This window comes from Streptomyces tuirus (genome assembly GCF_014701095.1).
GTDB lineage: Bacteria > Actinomycetota > Actinomycetes > Streptomycetales > Streptomycetaceae > Streptomyces > Streptomyces tuirus.
Genome location: NZ_AP023439.1, coordinates 2,958,314 through 2,984,953, shown reverse-complemented (window position 1 = coordinate 2,984,953; position 26,640 = coordinate 2,958,314). Strand labels below are relative to the sequence as shown.

The window sequence follows — 26,640 nt, the reverse complement described above, 5'->3', positions numbered from 1 at the left end:
GATGACCTCCGGCGAAGCAGCCCGGGAACTCCTGCGCGAGTTCCCGGTCGTCGACGGCCACAACGACCTGCCCTGGGCGCTGCGCGAGCAGGTCCGCTACGACCTCGACGCCCGCGACATCGCCGCCGACCAGAGCGCCCATCTGCACACCGACATCCCCCGGCTGCGCGCCGGCGGGGTCGGCGCCCAGTACTGGTCGGTGTACGTCCGCGCGGACGCGCCCGACCCGGTCGCGGCCACGCTGGAACAGATCGACTGCGTACGGCAGTTGCTGGCCCGTCACCCCGAGGACCTGCGTCCCGCGCTCACCGCCGCCGACATGGAGGCCGCGCGCGGGGAGGGCCGCATCGCCTCCCTCATGGGAGCGGAGGGCGGCCACTCCATCGCCAACTCCCTGGGCACGCTGCGCGGGCTGTACGGGCTCGGCGTGCGCTACATGACCCTCACCCACAACGACAACGTGGACTGGGCGGACTCCGCGACCGACGAGCCGAGGGCCGGCGGTCTGACGGCGTTCGGCCGTGAGGTCGTCCGGGAGATGAACCGGCTCGGCATGCTCGTCGACCTCTCCCACGTGGCGGCGACGACCATGCGGGACGCGCTCGACGCGAGCTCCGCCCCGGTGATCTTCTCCCACTCCTCCGCCCGGGCCGTGTGCGACCACCCGCGCAACGTCCCCGACGACGTCCTGGAGCGGCTGCCTGCCAATGGCGGCATGGTGATGGTGACGTTCGTGCCGAAGTTCGTGCTCCAGGCGGCCGTGGACTGGACGGCCGCGGCCGACGAGAACATGCGCGCCCACGGCTTCCACCACCTCGACACCACCGCGGAGGCCATGAAGGTCCACCGCGCCTTCGAGGAGCGGCACCCGCGGCCCGTCGCGACGGTGCCGGCGGTCGCCGACCACCTGGACCACATGCGCGAGGCGGCCGGCATCGATCACCTCGGCATCGGCGGCGACTACGACGGCACGGCCTTCACGCCCGACGGCCTCGCCGACGTCTCCGGCTACCCGAACCTCCTCGCCGAACTGCTCGACCGCGGCTGGTCCAAGGCCGATCTGGCCAAGCTGACCTGGAAGAACGCGGTCCGGGTGCTGGACGCGGCGGAGGGCGTGGCCCGGGGGCTCCAGACGACGCGGCCGCCGTCCAACGCCCGCATCGAGGACCTCGACCGCTGACGCCCCGCGCGGCTCGTGACCTTGGCCGGTGTACGCACCCCGCGACCCGTCACGAGGGGGCGGGCCGGCTGCGAGCTGTTGAAGCGCGGCTACGAGGGGTAAGAACCGAGATGGACATCGACCGCGTCATCGCGGTTGTCTCGGATCGAGTCCGGCGATGACGGGGCCCGACCGCGCGGGTGTGGCTCCCGGCGCCGGGCGAGCAGGAGCGGCATCTCGGCGTGCGGGAGGGGGCGGCGTTGGCTGAGGATCAGGGTGCGGTTTCATGGCGCAGCAGCAGCTACAGCACCACGTCGAGCGAACCCAACTGCTGCGAGATCGCCCTGACCCCGGGCGAGATCCGGGTACGGGACTCCAAGTGCCCGAACCAGGCGGTGCTGAGCTTCGCACCCGACGCCTGGCATACGGCGATGGCATGGGTGTCGTGCGCGGCACCCGGTCAGGCGGAGCCATGAGCGACTCCTCTTCCGGCGGACGTGGAACGAGCGGACGAAACCGTACGCGCATGAGTACGAGAGAGCCCGGTCTGATCGCATACTGCCTGGTGACCGGTGCGCTCGCCTCGGCTGCCGGTGCGGGCGCCTCGCTGCTGGGCGGGGGGCTGTGGACGCGGCTCACCATGTGGCTGACCGTGCTGGTCGGGGTGTCGGCGGTGGCGGGCTGGTGGTGGGTGCGCTCACCCGCTACGGCCCGTCAGTGGACGGTGGATCTTCTGGTGCGTCCGGGAGCAAGGGACGCACCGTCTCGAAGAGCCTGATGAAGCTGCGGACCAGCATGGGTCCACTGCCGACACTGCCGATCCAGCAGATCTCCGGAGGCACACCCATCCGAATGCCGGCGTAGGCCACGAGGGTGGAGACGGCGGTGGTGAACAGGACCAGCGCGGCGAGGTTGCGGACCACGCGCAGGACGTCGTCGACGTGCGCACGCCTGCGTTCCACGCGGTGGTCGTTTTCCGCCTTCTTCAAGCGCAGCAGCCGGGCGCATGCCGCGCCGCAGACGAGGGCTCTGCGAACCAGGGCAGAGCGCTCGGACCGGCGCTGCGGCCCGCCCGGCCCAGGGGCAGCCGGGTGCGTGGAGTCGGCGTGGGCGGTACCGGGGGACTGCTCCGGTGCGCTGCGCCTCTTCCTTCCCTTGTTCGTCGTCATGGCTTCCCCTGGGCCCCCGTGGCACTCTGAACCGGCGGTCAGGTGCGGTGGAAATGTTCGATGAGATCGTCGAGCAACGCCACCGTTTCGTCCTCGGTCAGCGCCTTGTTGCGTAGGTCCTCGAAGCATTCCTGGTACCGGGCGACGAGTTCGCGGTCGTCACGGTTGGTCAGCGTGCCGCCCGGGCCCGCCATGTAGAGCACGTCCTCGTCGGCCTGGAAGCCGAGCAGGAAGAAGGTGCTGTCCAGACTGTCGTGTGCGCCGGCGGTGAAGGGGAGCACCCGGAGGGTGGCGCGGTTCTCGCTGATCAGCTCCTTGAGGTAGGCCAGCTGACGGCGCATGGTCGCCGGGCCCCCCACCTGGCGCCGTACGGCCGCCTCGTCGATGATCATCTCGACTTCCGGACCGCCGTCCTGGAGGACCCGCTCCTGCCGGTCCATGCGCAGGTCGATGTACCGCTGGGCCCTGGCGTCGGGCTGTCCCGCATCGAAGAGCGCGGCCACGTAGTCGGCGATCTGCACATGGCCGGGCAGGACACTCGGGTGGTAGCCCCTGATGGCGTTCGCCGCGCTCTCGTAGCCCAGGTACTGGGCGAAGGGCTGGCTGATGATGTCGTTGTAACCGGACCACCACGACTGGCCTTTGCTGCCCCGGGCCGCCTCCTCCAACTCCGCGACCAGATCCGCGTCTTCGACCCCGTACTCGTGGAGCATCGCCCTGAGGTCCGTGACGGAGAGGCTGACGGACCCCGCCTCGATGCGAATGAGCTTGCTCAGCGACCACTCGAGGGCCTCGGCTGCCTGCCGCTGGGTCAGGCCGCGCTTGTCGCGGGCCGCCTTGAGGGCGAGACGCAGCTTGCGGCGGTTGAGGCTCGGGTCCACGGACCTGGGCATGGCGCTCCTTCGGGAGAGTGACGGCGGCGAAACAGCACTTGGCGTGCCGAAACCTTCCCATCCTACGGGTGCGAATCGACCATCATCCCATCGAGTGACTCGAATGGCCGCACGCTTGACGCTGCCGTCAATCCGGGGATACCCGAATGACACCTGTCTAATCGACCTGAGCTGGCGTAGACCTCGCGAGTGGTGCAGCTCACACCGTAGGGCGGATGGCTGCGTAGCAGTGGTGCGCAAGGGGCTGAACGTGCATACGGCCCCCCCGGGCCGGGGGAGTGACAGCCGGCGTGATCACGGCCTCGTACTCCGAACGCCCCGCCCACCAGGAACCACTCCCCGCGCCGTGCGACGGTGACCGTACCTCACGAACGACCGTACGGAGCCGCCATGGCAGACCTCCAGGACGACCTGCGCACCACCGCCGCGGCCGCCGGCGAGTTCGACGAACTGGCCGAGCCGTACCCCGACGAGGGCGTCGTGACGGCGGAGTCCTACGAGCCCGTCTCCGACCCGGGCGACGCGCCCGTCACCCGGGCCCGCGCCATCCTGGCCGCGCACCCCGTCGCCGACGGCTACAACGGACTGCCCTGGGCGCTCAAGCGCCTGTCCTGGTACGACCTGGAAGACGGTGAGAGCACCGTCGACACGGACGTGCCCCGGCTGCGCAGCGGCCATGTGGGCGCGCTGTTCTGGTCGTTGCATCTGCCCGAGGGCCTGGACGGCGACCGGGCCGTCGGCGCCACCCTGGAGCAGCTGGACCTGGCGAAGACCGTCGTGCGGACCTGCGAGGAGGGCCTGCGGCCCGCCGTCACGGCCGGACAGGTCGCGGACGCCCGCAACTGCGGCCGCGTCGCCGTGCTCCTCGGCCCCGCCGGCGCCCCGGCCCTGGGCGACTCGCTCGGCATCCTGCGCCAGCTGCACCTGCTCGGCCTGCGCGTCCTCACGCTGACCGGCGTGTCCTGGGCGAGCGAGGCGGGTCTGACCCGGTTCGGCGAGGAGGTCGTGCGCGAGATGAACCGCCTCGGCGTGATCGCGGACCTCTCCGGCGCCTCCGCCCAGACCCTGCGCCGCGTCCTGAGCCTGTCCCGGGCGCCCGTGCTGTGCAGCCGCTCCGCCGCCCGGAGCCTGCGCCCCCACCCGGCCAATCTCCCCGACGACCTGCTGGCGGAGCTCGGCGCGGCCAAGGGGCTGTGCCTGGTGCCGCTGACCGCCGAGCAGACCGGCCCGACCGTCCGCGATGTCGCCGACCACCTCGACCACGTCCGGGCCGTGGCCGGAGCGCACTGCGTCGGACTGTCCGGCACCTACGACTCCGGAGCCGCGCACCCGCAGGAGCTCGGCGACACCTCCTGCTATCCGCGGCTGATCGCGGAGCTGCTGAGGCGCGGCTGGGAGGAGGCGGACGTGGCGCTGCTGACCTGGGGCAATGTCCAGCGGGTCCTGCGCGGCGCCGACTTCACGGCCCGCGCCGCCCAGCAGCGCCGCGAGCCGTCCACGGCGACGATCTCGGAGCTGGACGGGTAGGTCAGTCGTGCTCGATCCGGCACAGGCAGAACGGGTGCCCCACCGGATCGGCGTAGACGCGGAAGTCCTTCTTCTCGTCGTCCTCCTTGTCCAGCACCCGCGCGCCCAGCGCCAGCACCCGCTCCTCCGCCGCGTCGATCTCGTCCCAGGTCGAACCGGCGTCGAAGTCGAGGTGGAACTGCTGGGCGTTGCGGTCGGCCCGCGGCCACTCCGGCGCCGTGTAACCGGGGGAGCGCTGGAAGGCGAGCCGGGGTCCGCCGGGGATGCGCAGCACCACCCAGTCGGGGTCGTCGTCCTCCGGAGTGCCGCCGCCCACCCCGGCGTAGAAGCGGGCCAGTTGGCGGGGGTCGGGGCAGTCGAGGACCACGGAGCGGAAACGGGCCACGGCGGACATGGAGCCTCCCGGTGTCAGCAGGCGCAGAGGCAGAACGGGTGCCCGGCCGGATCGGCGTAAACCCTGAAGCTCCGCTCCCGGTCCTCCGCGTCCAGCGGCTTCGCGCCGAGCGCCAGCACACCCTTCTCGGCCGCGTCCAGGTCGTCCACCACGAGGTCGAGGTGGAACTGCTGAGAGCCGTCGGGGGAGGGCCACCGCGGCGGTACGTACCCGGTCGAGGTCTGGAAGGCCAGTGGTGTGCCGCCCGGCACCTTCAGATCGACCCACTCGTCCTCCCCGTAGGTCTCCACCGTCGGTGTGCCGCCGAGCACCTCGGCGTAGAAACCGGCCAGTGCGCGCGGGTCGGGACAGTCCAGGACGACCACACCCAGCTTGGCGAGAGCCATGACTTCCTCCTCGAAGTCGCCGTTACCCGCAGAGCCGGGTAACCAGTAACCGTTACTCCATGCTCCCCCATTGGCGGTAACCTCGCAAGGAGAATCGCGAGAGGTACGGTCCAGCCATGACGGAGAGATCGCCCGCGCCCGGAGGCCTGACGCTGGTCGAGGCCCTGGTGAACACGCTGGATCTGGAGTCCGGCGCCGACGCGCTGGACACCCCCGAGGGCCGGGCGCGCCTCGGCATCACGGCGGACGAGACGGACCGGGCCCGCACCCTGCGCGAGTCCCTGCGCGCCACGCTGCTCGCCCACGCCGGCCACCCGCCGCACCGCGACGTCACCCCGCTCGGCGAGCTCCTGGCCGAGGCCCCGCTCCTCGTCACGGTCGACGCGGCGGACGGCTCGGCCGCCCTCGCCCCCGCCGACGGCCGCTCCCTGCCCGCGCGCGTGGCCGCCGCCGTCGCGGAGGCCCTGGTCGCCGGCACCTGGACCCGCCTCAAGGCCTGCGCGGCCACCGACTGCCACTGGGCCTACTACGACCGCAGCCCGGCAGGCCGCGGCCGCTGGTGCTCCATGCAGGTCTGCGGAGCCCGCGCGAAGATGCGCCGCTACCGGGCCAAGGACACGTAGCCGCCCCGCCGCACAGCCGGGTGGGGCAGAATGCACGAAGACGCCGGTTCGGCCGACTGAGCCTCGGCCGAACCGGCGTCGTCCGTATGACGTGCCTCGCGCTCAGGCCCGGGGACGCCCCATCGCCCGGTACGTCCAGCCGGCCTTGCGCCACAGCTCCGGGTCCAGGGCGTTGCGGCCGTCCAGGATGACCCGGGCCGCGGCGGCCTCGCCGAGCGCCTCGGCGTCCAGCTCGCGGAACTCCCGCCACTCCGTCAGATGCAGCACGATGTCGGCCCCGCGTACGGCGTCCAGCGCCGAGTCGGCGTAGCCGAGCGTCGGGAACACACCGCGGGCGTTGTCCATGCCCTTCGGGTCGTAGACCGTGACCTGGCCGCCCTGGAGGTGGATCTGCCCGGCCACGTTGAGCGCGGGCGAGTCCCGCACGTCGTCCGAGTCGGGCTTGAACGTCGCGCCCAGCACCGCCACCCGCTTGCCCAGGAACGGCCCGCCGCCCAGCGCCTGCCGGGTCAGCTCCACCATCTGCCCGCGCTGGCGCATGTTGATCGAGTCGATCTCCCGCAGGAACGTCAGCGCCTGGTCCGCGCCCAGCTCACCGGCGCGCGCCATGAACGCCCGGATGTCCTTCGGCAGACACCCGCCGCCGAAGCCGATCCCGGCCCGCAGGAACTTCCTTCCGATCCGGTCGTCGTAGCCGATGGCCTCCGCCAGCTTGGCCACGTCACCGCCCGCGGCCTCGCACACCTCCGCCATCGCGTTGATGAACGAGATCTTCGTGGCGAGGAAGGAGTTCGCGGAGGTCTTCACCAGCTCCGAGGTCGGGAAGTCGGTCACCACGAACGGCGAGCCCTCGGCGATCGGCGTCGCGTACACCTGCCGCAGCAGCTTCTCGGCCCGCTCGCTGCGCACGCCCACCACGAGACGGTCGGGGTGCAGCGTGTCGTCGACGGCGAAGCCCTCGCGCAGGAACTCCGGGTTCCACGCCAGCTCGGCGTCCTCACCGGCGGGCGCGTGCGCGGCCAGGTAGGTCGCGAGGCGGTCCGCGGAGCCGACCGGCACGGTCGACTTGCCGACGACCAGCGCCGGACGGTGCAGATGCGGCGCGAGCGAGGCGATCGCGGCGTCGACGTAGCTCATGTCGCAGGCGTACTCGCCGTGCCGCTGCGGGGTGTTCACACAGACGAAGTGCACATCGCCGAACGCGCCGACCTCCGCCCAGTCCTGGGTGAAGCGCAGCCGGCCGCTGGACCCCTCGATGCCGGCGACGTGCTTGCGCAGCAGCTCCTCGAGACCCGGCTCGTACATCGGGGCCTTGGCGCGCTCCAGCTTCTCGATCTTCTCGCGCACCACGTCGAGGGCGAGCACCTCGAAGCCCAGCTCGGCCATGGCCGCCGCGTGTGTCGCGCCGAGATAACCGGTGCCGATCACGGTGATCTTCAGGGCCATGGGTACTCCAGGGGTCTACGGCATGCGGTGCGCGCCCGAGCATAGCCGGGGCATGGCGGCGCGCTTCACTGGGCAACTTCTCCGCTGTCGCCTAGCTCACGTATCACTGGCGTGGGCGACCCCATAAACTTTTGATTACTTAACGGTAGTTAGCGTCAGCATCGCAGCGTTTTGGAGCGTGAGAGACCTTGGCCGGATCGGCTGACTTCGACCTGTACCGCCCGTCCGAGGAGCACGACATGCTCCGTGACGCCGTCCGTTCCCTGGCCGAGGCGAAGATCGCGCCGCACGCCGCCGCGGTGGACGAGGAGGCCCGCTTCCCCCGCGAGGCCCTCCAGGCGCTCGTCGCGAACGACCTGCACGCCGTGCACGTACCCGAGGAGTACGGCGGCTCCGGCGCGGACGCGCTGGCCACCGTCATAGTGATCGAGGAGGTCGCCCGGGTCTGCGCCTCCTCCTCCCTCATCCCGGCCGTGAACAAGCTGGGCTCCCTGCCGGTGATCCTCTCCGGCTCCGAGGACCTGAAGAAGAAGTACATGACCCCGCTCGCCAAGGGCGAGGGCATGTTCTCCTACTGCCTCTCCGAGCCGGACGCCGGCTCCGACGCCGCCGGCATGAAGACCAGGGCCGTCCGCGACGGCGACCACTGGATCCTCAACGGCGTGAAGCGCTGGATCACCAACGCCGGCGAGTCCGAGTACTACACGGTGATGGCCGTCACCGACCCGGCCAAGCGCTCCAAGGGCATCTCCGCCTTCGTCGTCGAGAAGTCCGACGAGGGCGTCTCCTTCGGAGCCCCCGAGAAGAAGCTCGGCATCAAGGGCTCCCCGACCCGCGAGGTCTACCTCGACAACGTCCGCATCCCCGCAGACCGCATGATCGGCGAGGAGGGCACCGGCTTCGCCACGGCGATGAAGACCCTCGACCACACCCGCATCACCATCGCCGCCCAGGCCCTCGGCATCGCCCAGGGCGCCCTCGACTACGCCAAGGGCTACGTCCAGGAGCGCAAGCAGTTCGGCAAGCCGATCGCCGACTTCCAGGGCATCCAGTTCATGCTCGCCGACATGGCCATGAAGATCTCGGCCGCCCGCGCCCTGACCTACCAGGCCGCCGCCGCCTCCCAGCGCGTCGACGCAGACCTCACCTATCTCGGCGCCGCCGCCAAGTGCTTCGCCTCGGACGTGGCGATGGAGGTCACCACGGACGCCGTCCAGCTCCTCGGCGGCTACGGCTACACCCGCGACTACCCGGTGGAGCGCATGATGCGCGACGCCAAGATCACGCAGATCTACGAGGGCACGAACCAGGTCCAGCGCATCGTCATGGCGCGCAACCTGCCGTAACCCGTTCCTGCTGCCACTGACCGGCCCCCGGCTCGTGCCGGGGGCCGACGTGTCTCACAGGAAGCGCCGGATCGGGGTCACCGCCGCCTCGGCCAGGCGCTCGGACAGCGGGCGGCGCTTCCAGCGGGCCGGGTCGATCGGGTCGCTGCGCTCGCGGTCGGCCTCGAAGTCGGCGTCGAGCCGCGCGGTGAAGTCCTCGTCGAGGACGGCCAGGGCGACCTCCTCGTCGTGCTCCATGGAGCGGCGGTTGAAGTTGGTGGAGCCGATGAGGGAGCAGACCCCGTCCACCGTGATGATCTTCGTGTGGAGCATGGTCGGCTGGTACTCCCGCACGTCCACACCGGCGTCGACCAGCGTCTGGTAGTGCTGCCGCCCGGCCAGCAGGCACGCCCGCTGGTCGGTGTGCGGGCCGGGCAGCAGGATCTCCACCCGGACCCCGCGGCGGGCCGCCGCGGCCAGCAGGTCGATGAAGTAGGTGTCGGGGGCGAAGTAGGCCGTCGCCAGCCGCAGGCGCTCCTGCGCCGAGGTGATCAGGACCCGCAGCAGCGTCTGCATGTCCTGCCAGCCGAAGGCGGCCGAGCCCCGCACGACCTGGACCGTGGCCCGGCCCGGCTGCTCCTGGGCGGTGAAGCGGTCGTGGTCGTCGTAGAGGTCGTCGTGGCACTCGGCCCAGTTCTGGGCGAAGGCCGCGGCGATGCCGTCCACGGCGGGGCCGCGGACCTGCACATGGGTGTCGCGCCACTCGTCCGGGTTCCGGGCGTCGCCGCACCACTCCTGCGCGATGCCCACGCCACCGGTGAACGCCGTGTGCTCGTCGGTGACCAGCACCTTGCGGTGGCAGCGGTGGTTCTGCCGCATCGGCGACAGGCGCGTGGGTCTGCGGAACCAGGCCACCTGGACGCCGGCCTCGTCCATGGCCTCCAGCAGGCCCCGCTCTATCTCCTTCGCCCCGAAACCGTCCAGCAGCAGCCGCACCCGGACGCCCGCGCGGGCCCGCTCGGCCAGGGCCGCGGCGAACTCGTGGGCGACCTCGCCGCGCCAGTACACGAACGTCATCATGTCGACGGTGTGCTCAGCGGCCCGGATGGCCGCCAGCATCGCCGGGAAGATCTCGTCGCCGTTGCGCAACGGCACGAGCTCGTTGCCCTCGGTCGCCGCGACACCGAGCAGCCGTTCCAGCCGTCTGCGCAGCCGCTGTTTCTGCTCCTCGGGACCTCTCGGCTCCGGAGCCCGTGTCTCGTCGTACGTCTGCTGTGTCATGTCCGGGTCTCCCCCTGCACGTGTCTTCCGGCCGCCCCGCCCTCGCGACGCCGGGCCCCCCGGCGCACCTGCACCCCGTTTTGCCGCTGCGGGCGGTTTCACGCAGGGGCCGGTGCGTCGTGCCTCACAACCGGAAGCGCACCGCACACGGGCGGGTCCGCCCTGTGGTGCTCATGGGGCCACAGGCGTAGGACGAGAGGTGCGGGCGCCGAACCGCGGCTCCCGCCACCCCCTGGAGGACGTCATGACCCAGCAGCCCGCCACCACCACCCCGCTCAGCAAGGAGATGCAGGACTGCATCCAGGCGTGCATGACCTGCCACAGCGTGTGCGAGGAGACCATGAGCTCCTGTCTGCAGATGGGCGGCACGGCCCAGATGCAGATCATGCGCACGGTCATGGACTGTGCCGAGCTGACGCGCATGTGCGCCGACATGATGATGCGCCGCTCGCCCCTGATGGCCGAGATGTGCGCGATGTGCGCCCGGGCCTGTGACATGTGTGCCGAGGCGTGTATGTCCATGCCGGACGACGAGCAGATGATGCGCTGCGCCGAGGCGTGTAGCCGCTGCGCCGAGATGTGCCGCTCGATGTCGGCCGCCTCGATGTGAGAACCGCCGCACAGCGGAAGGGGGGCACCCGGCCCTGGTGCCCCCCTTCCGCTGCCTGCCCGCCCGGGGCGGCGTCCGCTCAGTTGCCCGAGACGGTGACCTGCTCGTCGTTCTTCAGCTGGTTCACCAGCGTCTTCAGCTTCGCGGTGTCCCACTGGAGGTTGCCGTTGGCGGTGTTGCCCGCGATCGGCATGTTCATCGACTTGCCCTCGCCGCCGCTGACGCCCTTCATCGCCCAGAACATGGACGCCAGGTCGAACAGGCTCATGTCCTTGTCGACCACGAGGGTGTCCAGACCGGCGCTCATGGTCGGGTACAGCTTGAAGGGGTTGAGGACCGTGCCCGGGGTGGCGACCTGGTTGGCCAGGGCCGACAGGAACTTCTGCTGGTTCTTCGTACGGTCCAGGTCGGAGCCGGCGAGCGCGTAGCGGGTGCGGACGAAGGCCAGGGCCTGCTCGCCGTTCAGCGTCTGCTTGCCCTTCTTGAGGTCCGCGCCGGACTTGGTGTCCTTGATGTCCTGCGGGATGTCCATCTCGACGCCGCCGACCGCGTCCACGATGTTCGCGAAGCCGGCGAAGCCGATCTCCACGTAGTGGTCGATGTGCAGGCCCGTGTTGGCCTCCACCGTGCGCACCAGCAGCTCCGGGCCGTCCTCGGCGTAGGCCGCGTTCAGCTTCGTCTGGCGGCCGGTGTTCGGGTAGAACTTGCCGGAGTCGGAGCCCTTGAACGACGGGATCGTGACGTTCGAGTCGCGCGGCAGCGAGATCAGCGTCGGGGCGCCGCCGCCGGTGTGCAGGATCATCATCGAGTCCGTGCGCTTGCCCTCGGCGGACCCGGTGTGCAGCTTCTTCTTCTCCTCGGCGGACATGCCCTTGCGGCTGTCGGAGCCGACGATCAGGTAGTTCGTGCCCTCGCCCGCCTCCGGACGGTCGATGACCTTCGCAAGGTCGACGTCGCGGTTGAGCTTGGAGTCGGCCCAGAAGTACGTGGCGACGCTCGTCACGACCAGCAGGGTCACCAGCGTGATGGTTGTCACCTTGATCCGGCGGCGCCAGTTCGGGGCGGGGCGCGGCTCGTACATGCCGTCGCCGGGGCCGCCGGGGCCCCTGCCGCCGGGGGAGCCGTAGACCTGGCCGGTGTTGTAGCCGCTGTCGTAGCCGTCGCCGGTGCCGTAGCCGCCGTCCACGTACGACGGCTGCTGCGGAACTCCGCCGGCGTAGGGCGGGGCGCCGCCGTATCCCGCCTGCCCGGGCGATGCCGCCGGACCGCGGCGGACCTGCCGCATGACACGGGCGCTCTCGGGCTGTGCGCTCGAGCTGCCGCGTCCGTATCGGCTGCCGCGGTTGTCGCCGGTGAATCCCTCGGGCCAGTCATTCATGCGCCCCAGTGTGCAGGTCTCCGTACTGGCCCATACAAGGGTCGTCGGAAAATCAGAGCACGGCTGTGGCGAAGCTGACACAAAACCCCCTCATGCCACCTCGGCATAAGGTAGGGGCCATGACAGACCAGGCCCCAGCTGCGGATTCCGGCAGTCCGGATATCCCGGGCAAGCCGACTTCGGCGTCCCGCACCACCCTCAGCCACATCATGACCCACAACGACACGAACCTTCTGGGGACCGTGCACGGTGGGGTGATCATGAAGCTGGTCGACGACGCTGCGGGGGCCGTGGCGGGGCGGCACTCCGGCGGGCCGGCGGTCACCGCGTCCATGGACGAGATGGCGTTCCTGGAGCCGGTCCGCGTCGGTGACCTCGTGCACGTCAAGGCCCAGGTCAACTGGACGGGCCGGACGTCCATGGAGGTCGGCGTCCGGGTCCTGGCCGAACGCTGGAACGAGTCCGCCCCGGCCACGCAGGTCGGCTCCGCCTACCTCGTGTTCGCCGCGGTCGACGCCGACGGCAAGCCCCGCCGGGTCCCGCCGGTCCTCCCGGAGACCGAGCGCGACAAGCGCCGCTACCAGGAGGCCCAGATCCGCCGCACCCACCGGCTGGCCCGCCGCCGAGCGATCATGGAGCTCCGCGAGAAGCGAGCCGCGGAGGGCATCGAGGACTGACCGGCCGCCGGATTCCGGACTCCGGCCTCGGGTGCGTGGGGGCTTGTCGCGCAGTTCCCCGCGCCCCTGGGGGCGTGCGCTGCCGTCGGATTGTGCGGACACCGCGGGAGGGCGCGCTGGACTGTGGCCTCGGTGCGTGGGGGTTCGTCGCGCAGTTCGCCGCGCCCCTGGGGCATGCGCCGCTGCCCCCCTAGCTGCACGCCACCTCGTCGCCCCGTACCACTCCGAACTCGCCCTGGCCCGGGTCCTCGGCGCGTACCTTGCGGACGCGTTCGAAGTCCGGGCCCGCGATGACCTTCAGGGTCGCGCCCAGGCCCTTGACCACGCGCAGTTCGCTGCCCGGCAGGGCCGTCGCCAGGGATCTGGCCGAGCGGTCCCAGCGGGGGTCGTAGGCGACGACCGTGCGCTTCACGTCACGGGTGGCGGAGTTCACGGGGGCGCGGGTGGTGCGGAAGCCCGTCGAGGCCAGCGCCGCGTCCACGCGGCGGCCGAGGCCGGGCGTGCGGGTGCCGTTCTCCACCTGGACGCGGATCTGCTGCGGGGCGACGGGGACGACCCGGGCCGCGCCGCGCGACCGGTGCACGGACAGCGGCTGGTCCGTGCGAAGGGCCTGGAAGAGCCGCTCCGACTTCACCGGGTCCCACTTCAGCGTCGAGCCGACGCCCTTCACGGCGAACCCCATCCGCCCGATCGGGACGGTCGTGAACTCGGAGGAGGAGGGGGAGAAGTTCCGCATGGCGCGGCCCAGGTCCAGCATCTCGTCCGTGCCGAAGCCCTTGTCGGCCCGCACCGAGCCGAGCACCGCCCGCGTCACGTCCCGGAACTTCATCGGGTTGAGGAGGATCCCGGACGACGTGAGCCGTTCCACGAGGGCCGCCATGAAACGCTGCTGCCGCTTCATCCGGCCGAGGTCGGACGCCCCGTCGACATGGCGGGCCCGGACGAACTGGAGCGCCTGCCCGCCGGCGAGCGTGTGCCGCCCGGCCGGCAGGTTCAGGCCGGTGTAGCTGTCCTTGAGGGGGTCGGCGGTGCAGATCTGCACGCCCCCGACCACGTCCACCGTCTTCATGAAGCTGGTGAAGTCGACCTCCAGATAGTGGTCGATCTTGACCTTCGTCATGCTCTCGACGGTGCGCACGGTCAGCTGCGGCCCGCCCTCGGCGTACGCGGCGTTCAGCTTGACGGGGTGCCCGTGGTGCCGCTTGCCCGACACCCGGTCGACATGCGCCGGCATCACCGCGTACGAGTCGCGCGGCAGGCTCACCACGCTGGCCCGTTCCCGGTCCTCGGAGATGTGCACGATCATGATCGTGTCGGTGCAGTGGCAGGGCGCGCCGCCCAGCCGGTACTTGCGGCGCTCCTCCTTGCTGATCTTCTCGCGGCCGTCGGTGCCGACCAGCAGGACGTTCATGCCGTGGCCCGCCTGCGGGCGGTTCTTCATGTCCTTGAAGGGGTCGACCCGGGTGATGTCCGCGTCCAGGCTGGTCATGACCGCGTGCCCGATGCCGGCGGAGGCGAGGACCACCACGGACAGCGTGGTGACCGCCCGCATGGCCCAGCGCGGCCGGCGCGCGGGCGGTGCGGGCCGGCGCGGAGCACGGCGGGGGGTGGGGGGCTGAGGGCGGCGGGGAGCGGCGGTGGACCGAGGGGACCGCGGCGGCGTGGGCATGGGGCACCTCCGGACGACGGCCGTACGTGGGATCCGTGAAACCGTAGGCCGATACGATCTGCGGCCCGCGCCACCGCCCCGGCGGCGCGCAAGGCTGTCCCCCGTTCGCGGTAACGTGAGGCCCCTATGAACGCCAATCCCGACGTGCGGCACCCCGCCGTTTCCGTGATCATGCCCGTCCTCAACGAGGAGCGGCATCTGCGGGGAGCAGTCCAAGCGATCCTCGCGCAGGAGTACGCCGGCGAGATGGAGGTCGTGATCGCCCTCGGTCCGTCCACGGACCGCACGGACGAGATCGCCGCCGAACTCGTGGCAGAAGACGCGCGTATCCACACCGTCCCCAACCCCACCGGCCGTACGCCCGCGGCGCTGAACGCGGCGATCAACGCCTCCCGGCATCCGATCGTCGTCCGCGTCGACGGGCACGGCATGCTCTCGCCGAACTACATCGCGACCGCCGTACGGCTCCTGGAGGAGACCGGCGCGCAGAACGTCGGCGGCATCATGCACGCCGAGGGCGAGAACGACTGGGAGCACGCGGTCGCCGCCGCGATGACCTCGAAGATCGGGGTCGGCAACGCCGCCTTCCACACCGGCGGGCAGGCCGGTCAGGCCGAGACCGTCTACCTCGGGGTGTTCCGGCGCGAGGCGCTGGAGCAGCAGGGCGGTTACAACGTGGAGTTCATCCGCGCCCAGGACTGGGAGCTGAACTTCCGCATCCGTGAGGCCGGCGGCCTGATCTGGTTCTCGCCCGAGCTGAAGGTGTCGTACCGGCCGCGGCCGAGCGTCAAGGCCCTGGCCAAGCAGTACAAGGACTACGGCCGCTGGCGGCACGTGGTCGCCCGCTTCCACGAGGGCTCGATCAACCTTCGCTACCTCGCTCCGCCGACCGCCGTGTGCGCGATCGCGGCCGGGATCCTGGTGGGCGCCCTGCTGACGCCGTGGGGCTTCGTCGTGCCCGGCGGCTATCTCGCGGCGATCCTGTTCGGCTCGCTTCCGGCGGGCAAGGGCCTGCCGCTGAAGGCGCGGCTGCAGATCCCCGTGGCGCTGGCCACGATGCACATGTCGTGGGGCTGGGGTTTCCTGACCAGCCCGCGGGCGCTGGCGAGGAAGGTCATCGCCTCCAGGCGCCCCGCGGTGCGGGCGGACGCCGCCGCGAGCTGACCTGACCCGATGTGACGTGGCAGTGGGCCCCCTTCCCACCTGGGAAGGGGGCCCACTGCGTGCGGGGCCGCGGCCCCGCGGTGATCGCGGCCGGGGCCGCTGATCACCGCCGGAGCAGGGGTCGAGCGGAAGGGTGATCCGGGGCGGGCCGGCGATGGCGTCCCCGCTCGCCGCCGCGCCCGTCAGCGGGCCCCGACCGCCGCCGCGGCCTTGAGGATGGAGCTCTTGCGCTCCTTGAGCGTGTTCAGCAGCTGCTCGTTCTTCTCGACGGCCCGTTCCTGGTACGCGACCTCGACGGCGTACCAGACGCCGATCACATTGTGCTCGCGTTTGCAGGTGACATCGGCGGTGGCGACGCGGATCTCCTCGGCCGAGGCGGTGGCGGCCTTGGTGAACCGCTTGTCCTCGACGGCCGCCATGGGGGAGGAGTAGCTGTAGCCCTGCTTCTTCATACAGGCGGACCAGGCGCTGAACGCCTTCTTCACCCGGGAGTCCTTCTGGGACTCCTGGTAGGTGAAGCCGGCGAGCTGGTCGGCGAACTCCTCCTGGTCCGGGTGGACCTTGGGCCCCTTGGACGCGAGGTCGCGCAGGGATTTGCCCCAGCAACCTCCCTTGGGGATGGCCTTGCCGTTCTGCTCGGCCTTGGCGGACTGACCTTCGCGCGGGCCGAACAGCACGAGCGACTCGGCGCTGGAGTAGTTCTCCTTCGGCGGCTTGGGCCCGCGCGCGGTGGGGTCCGGGTGGTAGCCGAAGCGGGAGGCCTTGTCGGGGTCGGACACCCCGTACCGGTTGGCGTCACGCAGGGCCTTGTCGCCCCGGTACGACGGCCGGGGCTCCAGGTCGAACCCGTAGTCGCCCATGCACGCGGCGGCGAGCAGGTCCTCGCCCTGCCGGCGGGTGCGCAGCTCGTCGTCGGTCCAGGCGTACGCCTCCAGCGGCAGTTCGAGATTGACCGAGGCGGCCATGCTGGGCGTGGCGCTGACCTTCGGAGGGTTCTTGAAGTCGACCGGCGGGGCCGCGCTGGAGCGGGAGCCCGGCGTGCCGTCGTCCCCGGAGCCCGAGGAGCAGGCGGTCAGCCCGAGGGCGGCGCACACCAGCGCCGCCCCGAGCCGTCGTGCGGTGGTACTGCGCGGCATGGGATCGTCCGCGTCCTAGAAGGGCTCGTAGCTGGAGGCGTTGTTGTTCTGCAGCCAGCCCGGCGTGTTGCGGCGCACACCGTCGCAGGTGTGGTTGTGCCGCTGCCCGTTGAAGTTGGAGTTGAAGAAGATCGCGTAGTTGTAGCGGGTGCCCTCGCACTTCGCGGACGACGCGTTGTTGCCCACGACCTGGCCCTTGCCGGCGCCGCTGGAGCGGAACACGTCGTCGTGGTGGCTCGGCTCCTCGTCGTAGTAGTCGACGTAGGACGACGCGCCGTACTGGGTCGAGTGGTAGTACATGCACAGCTCACCGCTGTCGCAGCGGCCGTCGTTGTAGCCGGCCTGGGCCGGTGCCGAGCTCAGGGCGAGCGTGCCGAGTGCGAGCGCAGCCGCGGCGAAGAAGGAACGACCTCTCATCAGTGTCTCCCCGTTTCCTGTGAGGGTGTTGTGGCCAACGGCGCAGGATCTTTGCATGAGTTGTGCACCGAAGTGCAAGAGGGGTGATGGTTGTGACTCAAAAACGATCACCGTGGCCGTAAATAATTGGTCGTCAAGTAACTTTGGGTGCCGGTAACTTGACTTTGATCGAACGAAAATCGTCATATCGGCGCGACCATGACGATGTGAAGGTGCTGGCCGGACGGGGTGAAGGCGCCGACCCGCCCCATGTCGTCCGCTGTTGGGGGAGTGTCAGTTGTCGAAGCAGGGGGAGAGCTCCGGCCTGACCCGGCGCAGGCGGTCGCTGACCGCGCTGGCCGCGGGATCGGTCGTGCTCGTGGGTGCCGCACTGTGGACGTCGGCGTACGTGAAGTCGCCGGCGCAGGCCGCCGCCGAGGCCCGGCCACCCGCACCCGACGTCCTCACCGCGCCCGTCGAGCGCCGCGTCCTCGCCGACACGGTCGTCACCCGGGGCACGGTCTCCTCCTCCCAGACGGTGGACATCGCCCCCGCCGGCACCGCCGCCGAGGACGTCGCCCGGCCCGTCGTCACCAAGATCATGGTGCGCTCCGGCCAGACCTTCCGCGGCGGCCGCGTCCTCGTCGAGGTCTCCGGCCGCCCGGTCTTCGCCCTGCGCGGGGCACTGCCCGTCTACCGCGACCTCAAGCCCGGCTCCCGCGGCGACGACGTACGCCAGCTCCAGAAGGCACTGCGCGAGCTCGGCCACGGCACCGGCGCCGACGCCGCCGGCACCTACGGCCCCGGCACCAAGCAGGCCGTCGCCGCGCTCTACGCCGCCATCGGCTACGAACCCGTCACCGCCGGCGGCGGCAAGGACGGCGCCGACCCGCTGAAGGGCGCCCGCGCCGAGGTGAAGAGCGCCCAGCGCGCCCTCGACGGACTGCTCGGCGACAAGGCCGACGCCGACGAGATCCGCTACGCGCGCGAGGACCTCGCCGAGGCCAAGACCGCGCTGGCCGAGGCCGAGGCCGTGTCGGGCCCGATGGTGCCCGCCTCCGAGGTCGTCTTCCTCTCCGGCTTCCCGGCCCGTGTCGACAGCATGACCGCCAAGGTCGGCACGGCCGCGGGCGAGAAGCTCGCCACGGTCTCCGCCGGCCGGCTCGTCGTCACCGGCTTCCTCGGCGCCCAGGAGAAGGACCTCGTCCGCCCCGGCCAGAAGGTCAAGGTGCTCTCCGAGGTCTACGGCGAGGAGCTCACCGGCACCGTCGGTTCGGTCGCCGACACCCCCACCGTCCCCGAGGCCGACGGCGACGGCACCGCCGCCGCTGCGGCACCCGCCGGACAGGGCTACGCGGTCACCGTCAAGCCCGACTCCGCCCTGCCGGCCCGCCTGGCGGGCCAGGACGTACGGCTCACCGTCGAGGCCGGCTCCTCCGACGGCAAGGTGCTCGTCGTCCCGGTCTCCGCACTGTCCGCCGGCGCCGACGCGCGCACCACCGTCACCGTGCTGGACGCCTCCGGCGAGCGGCGGCGCGTGGAGGTGCGGCCCGGCACCTCCGGCGACGGCTACACCGCGGTCACCCCGGTGGGCGCCGCCCGGCTCGAGGCCGGCGACAAGGTCGTCGTGGGGGTCCGGCCCGCGGCGGGCGACGGGACCGCCGAGTGAGCACGGCCGGCGCGCCGCCGGTCATCGAGTTCCGCGGAGTGGGGCTGACCTACCCCGGGCCACCGCCCGTACCGGCCCTGAAGCCCTGCGACCTGACGGTGCGGCAGGGCGACTACGTCACGGTCGTGGGCCCCTCCGGTTCCGGCAAGTCGACGTTCCTCAACATCGCGGGGCTGCTGGACGCGCCCACCGAGGGCCGGTACCTCCTCGACGGCATCGACACCGGGCCCCTCGCCGACGGCGAACGCACCGGACTGCGCGGGCGGCGCATCGGGTTCGTGTTCCAGAGCTTCCATCTGCTGCCGCACCGCTCCGCGCTGGAGAACGTCGAACTGGCCATGGTCTACAACGGCGGCGCCCGCCGCGGCCGCAGGGAACGCGCCCGCGAGGCCCTGCACCGGGTGGGCCTCGGCCACCGCACCGACGCGCTGCCCACCCGGCTGTCCGGCGGTGAGCGTCAGCGCGTCGCTATCGCCCGGGCCCTGGTCGCCCGGCCGTCGCTGCTGCTGTGCGACGAACCGACCGGCAACCTCGACACACAGACGGCCGAGTCGGTCCTGGCCCTCCTCGACGAACTGCACGCGGACGGCATCACCCTCGTCGTGATCACACACGCCCCGGACGTCGCGGCCCGCGGCCGACGCACCGTCGCCATCCGGGACGGCGTGCTGACGGAGCAGGTGGGAGTCTGATGCCGGCCCTCGAGACGTTCAGAAGCCTCACCCGGCCGGGCCGTGCGAAGGCCGCGCGGGGTGTGCCCCCGGGCGAGCGCTCCCGGTTCAGCCCGCGGGACCTGCTGGCGGAGTCCGTGGCCGGCATCCTCCAGCGGCCCGCCCGCTCGGCGCTGACGGCGCTCGGCACGGTCCTCGGCGTCGGCACGTTCGTCGCGGTCCTCGGACTGACCGCGACCACGTCCTCGCAGATCGACTCCCGCTTCAACGAACTGACCGCCACCGAGGTGACCGTCGAGGACACCGGCGGCGAGCAGCCCGAGTTCCTCGCCAACGCCTTCCCCGCGGACGCGGACCGCCGCATCGGAGCGCTGGGCGGTGTTCGCGAGGCCGGGGTGTACTGGCCCGTACGGCTGGCGCCCGGCACCACCGTCGGCGCCGCGCCCCCGGCCTCCGGCGCGACGGGGCAGGAGGCCCAGGTCGTCGCCGCCTCACCCGGGGTCCTCGCGGCGGCCGAGCCGAGCCTGGCGCAGGGCCGGACCTTCGACGCCTACCACGACCGGCACGGGGAGAACGTCGCCGTGATCGGCTCGGGACTCGCCTCCCGGCTGGGCATCTCCACCCTGGAGACCGCCCCGGCCGTCTTCGTCGGGGACCGGGCCTTCACCGTCATCGGCATCGTCGACGACGTGCGGCGCAAGGCCGACCTGCTGCTGTCGGTCGTCGTGCCGCGCACCACCGCCGAGGAGATCTGGGGCGGACCCCAGAGCGGCGAGCGGGCCAAGATGCTCATCTCCACCGACCTCGGCGCCGCCCGGCAGATCGCCTCCGAGGCGGCCCTCGCGCTCGACCCGGCCCACCCCGACCGCTTCAAGGTCGTACCGCCGCCCGACCCGAAGACCCTGCGCGGCAGCGTCACCTCCGACCTGGACCAGCTCTTCATGCTGCTGGCCGGGATCTGCCTGGTCATCGGGGCGGTCGGCATCGCCAACACCACGCTCGTCGCCGTGCTGGAGCGCACCGGGGAGATCGGCCTGCGCCGCGCGCTCGGTGCCCGCGGCCGGCACATCACCGTCCAGTTCCTGGCCGAGTCGGGCGCGCTCGGGGCGCTCGGCGGCCTGGTCGGCACGAGTCTCGGCACGGTGACCGTGGTCGTCATGGCCGTCCACCGCGAGTGGACGCCCGTCATCCATCCGGCGACGGTGGTGACCGCCCCCCTGGTCGGCCTGGCCACCGGTGTGCTCGCCGGTCTCTACCCGGCCTGGCGCGCCAGCCGCATCCAGCCGGCCGAAGCGCTGCGCCGCTGACCCGCCCGCGCGGATGAAACGGGGCCCGCCGTCCTCCCGGACGGCGGGCCCCGCTCCTTCATGCCGCGGACGTGATCACCACCGGTAGGGCCGGTACACGTCCATGCACTCCTTCTTGTCCGCGCTCAGCGCGTCCGCGGAATCGGGCAGGTCGCCCGCCTCGGGAGCCTTCCGCTTCGGGTACGTCGTGCCCTCCCGCCAGTCGCTGCCGATGGTCAGCGTGGTGGTCACGTCGTCCGTGGCCCGCACCTGGCCGCTCGGGACGCCGACCGCCTTCGCCACCGACAGCGCGTTGGCCCGGCCCTGCTCCCCGGTGCTCTTCGGGTACGTCACCTGGGTCCGGCCGTGCGGATCCTGCTGCCCGGAGGCGACGGCCCGGGTGAAGCCCTCCTGCCGCAGCGCGGCCACGATCGCGGCGGCCCGCTGGGGAACGGCGGCCTGCTGGTCACTGGCCGTCCCGTTGACCACGGTGACCGACAGCCCGGCGGCCGGTGCGGCGGCGGGACCCGTGGCCTGCACCGACGCCGGGGACGGGCCCGCGGCGGCGCGCGCCTTGCCGGCCTTGTCGAAGGAGACGTCGTCGCGGAGCATCGCCCACATGGTGTCGGCGTCCTCGGGCTTGGGGACGAGGTGGTTGCGGTCCAGGGGGTCCTCGATCCACGGCATCGTCGTCATCGTGATGCGGTTGGTCGGGACGGACTTCAGCTGCATGCCGACGTCGTACAGCTCCTTGACCGTGCCGATCTCCTCGGACACCTTCAGCGCCTTGGTGCCGGCCTCGGCCAGGCCCATCAGGCGACCGGTGTCGGTGAAGACGTTCTGCTCCTTGAGGGTCCGGATCATCGCGTTCATGTACATGTGCTGCGCCTTGGCGCGCAGCGGGTCACTGCCCCAGGCGTGGCGGGTGCGCAGCCACTGCAACGCCTGCTTGCCCTGCACCTTGTGCGTGCCGGACGTCATCTTCAGCCCCGAGCCGCCGCGCTGGCCGGGCAGCGGCCGGTCCCACACGTTCTGGTTGACACACACGGGGACGCCGCCGACGGCGTCCGCCATGTCCACCACTCCGGCGAAGTCGACCATCATCCAGTGGTCGATGTACACGCCGGTCAGGTTCTGCCAGGTGGCCAGGGTGCAGCCCGGGCCGCCGCGCTGCAGCGTCTCGTTGATGATCGTGTTCTTGGCCGGGTAGGTCTCGCCGGTGTCGGGGTCGACGCACTTCGGGATGTCCACCCGGGTGTCCCGCGGGATGCTCACCACGGACGCGCTCTCGCGGTCCGCCGAGACGTGCAGGAGCATCTGCACATCCGCCAGGGGCTTGCTGCCGACGTTGTCCCGGCCGCCGCCGAGCTTGACGTTCTCCGCGGAGTTCCGGCTGTCGGAACCGATCAGCAGGATGTTGAGCGGGGTCTGGCCGTCGGCGTTGGGCCCGGTCTTCTCGACGTCGGACTCGCCGGCGTTGCGCTTGCCCTTGTCGATGTTGCCGTTGAGATGGCGGTAGTAGAGGTATCCGGCGCCGGCCGTCCCGAGTATCAGGACCGACAGCACGATCGCGGACCAGCGCAACATCCGGCGGCCACCGCCGCGCCGCCGGCCGTGCCCCCCGCCCTTGTCCCCCTCGCCGCCGCCCCCCGCGGGCGCCGCCGTCCCCGGACGCTCGTCCTGGGCCAGGCCCCCCGGCTCGTGCCGTGTGCTGCCTTCGCGCACGTCACTCTGCGCCATACCCCTGCCTCCCACCCCTACGGCCGACCCACGGGATTGCCCCGAGTCGTGTTCGGATCACGGGTGACCCGTGTCCGCGCGGACCACGGGTTCCCCCGGTGCTCCGCCGGAGCACGGTCGTCCCCGCTCCTGGTTGGACCACTGACATGCCCGGTCGGATGTACACCCGGCCGATTCGTCCGGGCATGCTCCGTCCACCTGTTAGACGCAGAACGGGACGCTCAGGTCACTTCGCGCACTCGACCTTGTCGGCCGTGGCCTTCTGCACGTCGTCCGGCACCTTCGACGGAGTGGTGAGCGGCACGCCCGCACCCTCGAAGTCCTTGCCCAGGGTCAGCGTCATCGCGGGGACGCCCTGGGAGTTGGTGACGCTCTCGCCCGGCTTCAGCGCGGCACCGGACAGGCCCATGATGTCGGCGAGCCGGCGCGCCTGGTCGGCCTGGTCGGGCGCGTACTCCAGCGTGGTCTTCGCCAGCGGCTGCTCGGCGTTGCCCGCGTTCTCGGACCTGGTCACGCCCTCCTGGACCTGAAGCCAGCTGAGGGTCTCCTGGGCGCTCCCGGCGACGGCACCGCCGTTGAGGATCCGCACCCGCACCTCGGAGGCCGGGGCCTTGGTGCCCTTCAGCCGGGCGGCCGCGGCGGCCTTCTCCTTCTTCTTCTCCTGCTTCACCTCGGTCAGCGACACGTCGTCGCGGACCATCGCGAACAGCTGCTGGGCCTGGGGCTCCTTCAGAACCACCGTGGCCTTGATCTTCTCCGCCGGGTTGTCGACGACGGGGACGGTGGCGAATGTGAGGTTCTTCGTGTCGAACTTGCCCAGTTCCGCCCCGAGATCGGCCAGTTTCTTGATCGTGCTGATCTGGGAGTCGACGGTCAGCGCCTTGGTGCCCGCCTCCGCCAGCTTGAACATCTTCTGCGGGCTGGTGAGGGTGTCGTTGGACTTCAGCTTGCGCATCATCGAGCCCAGGAACTGCTGTTGCAGCTCGATCCGGCTCAGGTCGCCGCCGAAGCCCACGGAGTGCCGCGTGCGGACGAAGGCCAGGGCCTCCTCGCCCTCGATCGTGTGCTCGCCCTTGGGCAGGTCGAGCTTGGAGTCGGGGTCCTTGATGTCCTTCGCCAGGCAGACGTCGACCCCGCCCACCGCGCTGGTCAGCGTCTTGACCGCGTTGAAGTCGGCCACCATGAAGTGGTCCATCTTCAGCCCGGTCAGCTCGGTGATCGTGCGCATGGTGCAGCTCGGCGTCCGGTCCTCCTGCCCGAGGCTGTTGTTGAAGCGGGTGCGCTGCTTGCCCGGGATGACCTTCTCCGAACCGTCCTCCTGCGTCGTCGGGCAGTCCGGGATGTCGGTGATCAGGTCGCGCGGGATGCTGAGCACCGTGGCGTTCGAACGGTCCTTGGACACGTGCAGGACGAGTGTGGTGTCCGCGTGCCCGGCGCTGTTCTTGTCGCCGTAACCCTCGTTGCCCTTGCCGGTGCGCTTGTCGGTCCCGATCAGCAGGATGTTGATCGCGCGGTCCTTGCTGAACCCGCCGGTGCCGGCGCCGTCGTCGGACACGGACGTGATGTTGTTGTTGAGGTGCTCGTAGTAGAGGTACGCGGCCCCGCTCACCCCGATCAGGACGAAGGCCAGCGTGCCGCCGGTCCACATCAGGACCTTCTTGCCCTTCGCCTTCTTCTGCACCGGACGGCGCCCGCGGCGCCCCGAGGCCGCCTCGGCCGGGGCGCCGTTGCGTCTGCGCGGGGAAGGGGTCCCGGCGCCGGGCGACGCCGCACCGGAACGCCGGGCGGGGGCGGTCCGGCCGTTACGGGCCGCGCCGCCTTTGCCGGCCGCGCCACGGCCACCGGAACCACGAGGCCCGGGAACGGACGACTGCGCTGCGGAAGGGGCCAGTCGCAGTTCGTATTCGCCGGTGTCCGGGTTGAGTACCCACTGGTCTGCGGGGTCGATGTCGTCCGCCCGCCCACGGCCTTGCGCGTCCACGGTTGCCTGATTCCTCCGTCGGGCCACGCGGCGCCCTCCCCCGGAAGGCGCACGGTGCTGGTCAAGCAGTGCACGCCCCCAGGACGGAGCTCATGGGTGAGAGCACTGGATCGCACACACTATCCGCACACTTCGGCGTCAAGCGACGTGGGTGAGAAATTCCACGTTCTCACAACTGGGCAATCCGGCCCATTTGTTTGAAGGAAGTTCGGCGAACACCAAGGAAATTCCCGTCACTTGGCGCACTCCACCTTGTCCGCGGTGGACTTCTGCACGCCCTCCGGCGCCTTTGAAGGCGCGGTGAGAGAGGCCCCCGCCCCCTCGAAGTCCTTGCCGAGGGTGAGCGTCATCGCGGGCAGCCCCTGGTCGTTGGTCACGCTCTCGCCCGGCTTCATCGCGGACCCGGGCAGGCCCATGAGATCGGCGAGACGGCGGGCCTGGCCGGCCTGGTCGGGGGCGTACTCGAGGGTGGTCTTCGCCAGCGAGGCGGGCGCGTTGCCGGCGTTCTCCGACTTCGTCACGCCCTCCTCGTTCTGCAGCCAGCTCAGCGTCTCCTGGGCGCTGCCGGCGACGGCACCGCCGTTGAGGATCCGCACCCGCACCTCGGAGGCCGGGGCCTTGGTGCCCTTCAGCCGGGCGGCGACCGCGGCGGCCTCCTTCTTCTTCCGCTCCTTGACGGCGGTGAAGGAGACGTCGTTCCTGATCATGCTGAAAACCTGCGGGGCCGACGACTCGTTCAGCACGACGGTGGCCTTGACCTTCTCCGTCGGATTGTCGATCACCGGGGTGGTGGTGAACGTCAGGTTCTCGGTGTTGAGCTTGCCCAGCTCCAGACCGAGGTCCTTCAGCTTGCCGATGCTGTCCAGCTGCGAGTCCACGGTGAGCGCCTTGGTGCCCGCCTCGGCCAGGTCGAGCATCTTCGACGGGCTGGTGAGGGTGTCGTTGGACTTCAGCTTGCGCATCAGCGCGCTCAGGAACTGCTGCTGCAGCCCGATCCGGCTCAGGTCGCCGCCGAAGCCGACGGCGTGCCGGGTGCGGACGAAGGCCAGGGCCTGCTCGCCCTCGATGGTGTGGGTGCCCTTGGACAGCTTGAGGTGCGAGTCCGGGTCGTCGAGGTCCTTGCCCACGCAGACCTCGACCCCGCCGACCGCGCTGGTCAGCGTCTTGACCGCGTTGAAGTCCGCGACCATGAAGTTGTCCGGCTTGACCCCGGTCAGCTCGGTCACGGTCCGCATGGTGCAGCTGGGCGTACGGCCGTCCTGGCCGAGGCTCGTGTTGAAGCGGACCTGCCGCGTGCCGGGGATGATCTTCTGGGTGCCGTCCTCCTGCGTCGTCGGGCAGTCCGGCACATCGGTGATCAGGTCACGCGGGATGCTCAGCGCGGTCGCGTTCGAACGGTCCTTGGAGACGTGCAGCAGGATCGTGGTGTCGGCGTGCCCGACACTGCCCGCGTCGCCGTAGCTGCCGTTGCCCTTGCCGGTGCGCTTGTCGGTGCCGATCAGCAGGATGTTGATGGCCTTGTCCTTGCTGAAGCCACCGGTGCTCGCGCCGTCGTCGGAGACCGAGGCGATGTTGTCGTTCAGGTGCTCGATGTAGAAGTACGCCGCGCCCGCACCCGCGACCAGCACGAACGCCATCGCGCCGCCGGTCCACAGCAGGACCTTCTTGCCCTTCGAGGCCTTCGCCGGACGCCGTCCGCGCCGGCCCGGCAGCGGCTCCTCGGGCGCCCCGCGGCGCCTGCGCGGCGGGGGCACCGCGCGCCCGGGCGTCTCGGGTCGCGACCGGCCGGGTGCCTCCGTGCGGCCGCGTGCCGGCGGGGCCGCCTCGGAGGGCCGTGGCCTGCGGGGCGCGGGGACGCCCGATCGCGGGGCGGAAGGCCCCAGTCGCAGTTCGTATTCGCCGGTGTCCGGGTTGAGCACCCACTGGTCTGCGGGATCGATGTCGTCCGCCCGCCCACGGCCTTGCGCGTCCACGGTTGCCTGATTCCTCCGTCGGGGCACGCGGCGCCTTCCCCTCCAAGGCGCTCGGATCTCGGTCACTCAGTGCGCGACCTCGGGACC

Annotated in this window: 24 protein-coding genes; 11 read left to right on the top strand and 13 right to left on the bottom strand. The window is 71.2% G+C overall.

What is annotated here, in order from left to right:
- Window position 1: 1 nt before the first annotated feature.
- Window positions 2-1,180 (top strand): dipeptidase, encoded by a 1,179-nt coding sequence (locus IGS69_RS13605; protein WP_190899550.1) that lies wholly within the window; start codon window positions 2-4, stop codon window positions 1,178-1,180.
- Between the two features lie 179 nt (window positions 1,181-1,359).
- The gene (locus tag IGS69_RS13600) at window positions 1,360-1,635 is read left to right on the top strand and encodes a DUF397 domain-containing protein (RefSeq protein ID WP_332836556.1); all 276 of its coding nucleotides are present in this window, start codon (window positions 1,360-1,362) and stop codon (window positions 1,633-1,635) included.
- Window positions 1,636-1,863: 228 nt separating this feature from the next.
- Here the strand turns inward: IGS69_RS13600 and IGS69_RS13595 are convergent, their stop codons facing one another.
- Both IGS69_RS13595 and IGS69_RS13590 read right to left on the bottom strand, forming a co-directional pair.
- A complete protein-coding gene (locus tag IGS69_RS13595; RefSeq protein WP_190899546.1) occupies window positions 1,864-2,328 on the bottom strand; it encodes a hypothetical protein in 465 nt (154 codons plus the stop codon).
- 38 nt (window positions 2,329-2,366) lie between these two features.
- The gene (locus IGS69_RS13590; RefSeq protein WP_190899544.1) at window positions 2,367-3,221 is read right to left on the bottom strand and encodes a helix-turn-helix domain-containing protein; all 855 of its coding nucleotides are present in this window, start codon (window positions 3,219-3,221) and stop codon (window positions 2,367-2,369) included.
- A 390-nt stretch (window positions 3,222-3,611) separates the two neighbouring features.
- Between IGS69_RS13590 and IGS69_RS13585 the strand changes: the two genes are divergently transcribed.
- Complete coding sequence (locus tag IGS69_RS13585) at window positions 3,612-4,748, top strand: dipeptidase (protein WP_190899542.1); 1,137 nt, start codon at window positions 3,612-3,614, stop codon at window positions 4,746-4,748.
- A gap of 1 nt (window position 4,749) precedes the next feature.
- Here IGS69_RS13585 and IGS69_RS13580 read toward each other — a convergent pair whose 3' ends face one another.
- A complete protein-coding gene (locus tag IGS69_RS13580) occupies window positions 4,750-5,142 on the bottom strand; it encodes a VOC family protein (protein WP_190899540.1) in 393 nt (130 codons plus the stop codon).
- Window positions 5,143-5,156: 14 nt separating this feature from the next.
- Window positions 5,157-5,528, bottom strand: a complete 372-nt coding sequence (locus tag IGS69_RS13575; protein WP_190899538.1) for a VOC family protein — start codon at window positions 5,526-5,528, stop codon at window positions 5,157-5,159.
- A gap of 116 nt (window positions 5,529-5,644) precedes the next feature.
- Between IGS69_RS13575 and IGS69_RS13570 the strand changes: the two genes are divergently transcribed.
- Window positions 5,645-6,151, top strand: a complete 507-nt coding sequence (locus IGS69_RS13570; protein WP_190899536.1) for a CGNR zinc finger domain-containing protein — start codon at window positions 5,645-5,647, stop codon at window positions 6,149-6,151.
- A 102-nt stretch (window positions 6,152-6,253) separates the two neighbouring features.
- Here IGS69_RS13570 and IGS69_RS13565 read toward each other — a convergent pair whose 3' ends face one another.
- Window positions 6,254-7,597 (bottom strand): UDP-glucose dehydrogenase family protein, encoded by a 1,344-nt coding sequence (locus tag IGS69_RS13565; protein ID WP_190899535.1) that lies wholly within the window; start codon window positions 7,595-7,597, stop codon window positions 6,254-6,256.
- Between the two features lie 188 nt (window positions 7,598-7,785).
- Between IGS69_RS13565 and IGS69_RS13560 the strand changes: the two genes are divergently transcribed.
- Complete coding sequence (locus tag IGS69_RS13560) at window positions 7,786-8,943, top strand: acyl-CoA dehydrogenase (RefSeq protein ID WP_269783170.1); 1,158 nt, start codon at window positions 7,786-7,788, stop codon at window positions 8,941-8,943.
- A gap of 54 nt (window positions 8,944-8,997) precedes the next feature.
- On the opposite strand, the gene IGS69_RS13555 is transcribed toward IGS69_RS13560, so the two are convergent.
- Window positions 8,998-10,203 carry a phospholipase D-like domain-containing protein gene (locus IGS69_RS13555; protein ID WP_190899533.1) on the bottom strand — a complete coding sequence of 402 codons (1,206 nt, stop codon included), beginning with the start codon at window positions 10,201-10,203 and terminating at the stop codon, window positions 8,998-9,000.
- A gap of 244 nt (window positions 10,204-10,447) precedes the next feature.
- Here IGS69_RS13555 and IGS69_RS13550 point away from each other — a divergent pair, with 244 nt between their 5' ends.
- Entirely contained in the window at window positions 10,448-10,813 is a 366-nt protein-coding gene (locus tag IGS69_RS13550; protein ID WP_190899531.1) for a four-helix bundle copper-binding protein, read from the top strand.
- A gap of 79 nt (window positions 10,814-10,892) precedes the next feature.
- On the opposite strand, the gene IGS69_RS13545 is transcribed toward IGS69_RS13550, so the two are convergent.
- Window positions 10,893-12,191 (bottom strand): LCP family protein, encoded by a 1,299-nt coding sequence (locus IGS69_RS13545; RefSeq protein ID WP_190899529.1) that lies wholly within the window; start codon window positions 12,189-12,191, stop codon window positions 10,893-10,895.
- Between the two features lie 92 nt (window positions 12,192-12,283).
- Here IGS69_RS13545 and IGS69_RS13540 point away from each other — a divergent pair, with 92 nt between their 5' ends.
- Window positions 12,284-12,868 (top strand): acyl-CoA thioesterase, encoded by a 585-nt coding sequence (locus IGS69_RS13540; RefSeq protein ID WP_190899527.1) that lies wholly within the window; start codon window positions 12,284-12,286, stop codon window positions 12,866-12,868.
- Between the two features lie 190 nt (window positions 12,869-13,058).
- On the opposite strand, the gene IGS69_RS13535 is transcribed toward IGS69_RS13540, so the two are convergent.
- A complete protein-coding gene (locus IGS69_RS13535; RefSeq protein WP_190899526.1) occupies window positions 13,059-14,537 on the bottom strand; it encodes an LCP family protein in 1,479 nt (492 codons plus the stop codon).
- A gap of 126 nt (window positions 14,538-14,663) precedes the next feature.
- Between IGS69_RS13535 and IGS69_RS13530 the strand changes: the two genes are divergently transcribed.
- On the top strand, window positions 14,664-15,701 hold the full coding sequence (locus IGS69_RS13530; protein ID WP_190899524.1) for a glycosyltransferase family 2 protein: 1,038 nt from the start codon (window positions 14,664-14,666) through the stop codon (window positions 15,699-15,701).
- A gap of 182 nt (window positions 15,702-15,883) precedes the next feature.
- Here the strand turns inward: IGS69_RS13530 and IGS69_RS13525 are convergent, their stop codons facing one another.
- Both IGS69_RS13525 and IGS69_RS13520 read right to left on the bottom strand, forming a co-directional pair.
- The gene (locus IGS69_RS13525) at window positions 15,884-16,837 is read right to left on the bottom strand and encodes a hypothetical protein (protein ID WP_190899521.1); all 954 of its coding nucleotides are present in this window, start codon (window positions 16,835-16,837) and stop codon (window positions 15,884-15,886) included.
- A gap of 15 nt (window positions 16,838-16,852) precedes the next feature.
- Window positions 16,853-17,254, bottom strand: coding sequence for a hypothetical protein (locus IGS69_RS13520; protein ID WP_190899520.1), 402 nt, complete (start codon window positions 17,252-17,254; stop codon window positions 16,853-16,855).
- A 277-nt stretch (window positions 17,255-17,531) separates the two neighbouring features.
- On the opposite strand from IGS69_RS13520, the gene IGS69_RS13515 reads away from it, so the two are divergent.
- The 3 genes from IGS69_RS13515 to IGS69_RS13505 are packed head-to-tail and all read left to right on the top strand — an operon-like array spanning window position 17,532 to window position 20,880.
- On the top strand, window positions 17,532-18,902 hold the full coding sequence (locus IGS69_RS13515) for a peptidoglycan-binding protein (RefSeq protein ID WP_190899517.1): 1,371 nt from the start codon (window positions 17,532-17,534) through the stop codon (window positions 18,900-18,902).
- A complete protein-coding gene (locus tag IGS69_RS13510) occupies window positions 18,899-19,594 on the top strand; it encodes an ABC transporter ATP-binding protein (protein WP_190899515.1) in 696 nt (231 codons plus the stop codon). Before IGS69_RS13515 ends, IGS69_RS13510 begins: the two co-directional genes overlap by 4 nt.
- A complete protein-coding gene (locus IGS69_RS13505; protein ID WP_190899514.1) occupies window positions 19,594-20,880 on the top strand; it encodes an ABC transporter permease in 1,287 nt (428 codons plus the stop codon). Before IGS69_RS13510 ends, IGS69_RS13505 begins: the two co-directional genes overlap by 1 nt.
- Before the next feature lie 75 nt (window positions 20,881-20,955).
- Here IGS69_RS13505 and IGS69_RS13500 read toward each other — a convergent pair whose 3' ends face one another.
- From IGS69_RS13500 to IGS69_RS13490, 3 genes are all read right to left on the bottom strand, one after another.
- Window positions 20,956-22,599, bottom strand: a complete 1,644-nt coding sequence (locus tag IGS69_RS13500) for an LCP family protein (protein WP_190899512.1) — start codon at window positions 22,597-22,599, stop codon at window positions 20,956-20,958.
- Between the two features lie 226 nt (window positions 22,600-22,825).
- Window positions 22,826-24,580, bottom strand: a complete 1,755-nt coding sequence (locus tag IGS69_RS13495) for an LCP family protein (protein ID WP_190899510.1) — start codon at window positions 24,578-24,580, stop codon at window positions 22,826-22,828.
- Window positions 24,581-24,813: 233 nt separating this feature from the next.
- A complete protein-coding gene (locus tag IGS69_RS13490; protein ID WP_190899508.1) occupies window positions 24,814-26,553 on the bottom strand; it encodes an LCP family protein in 1,740 nt (579 codons plus the stop codon).
- Window positions 26,554-26,640 lie beyond the last annotated feature (87 nt).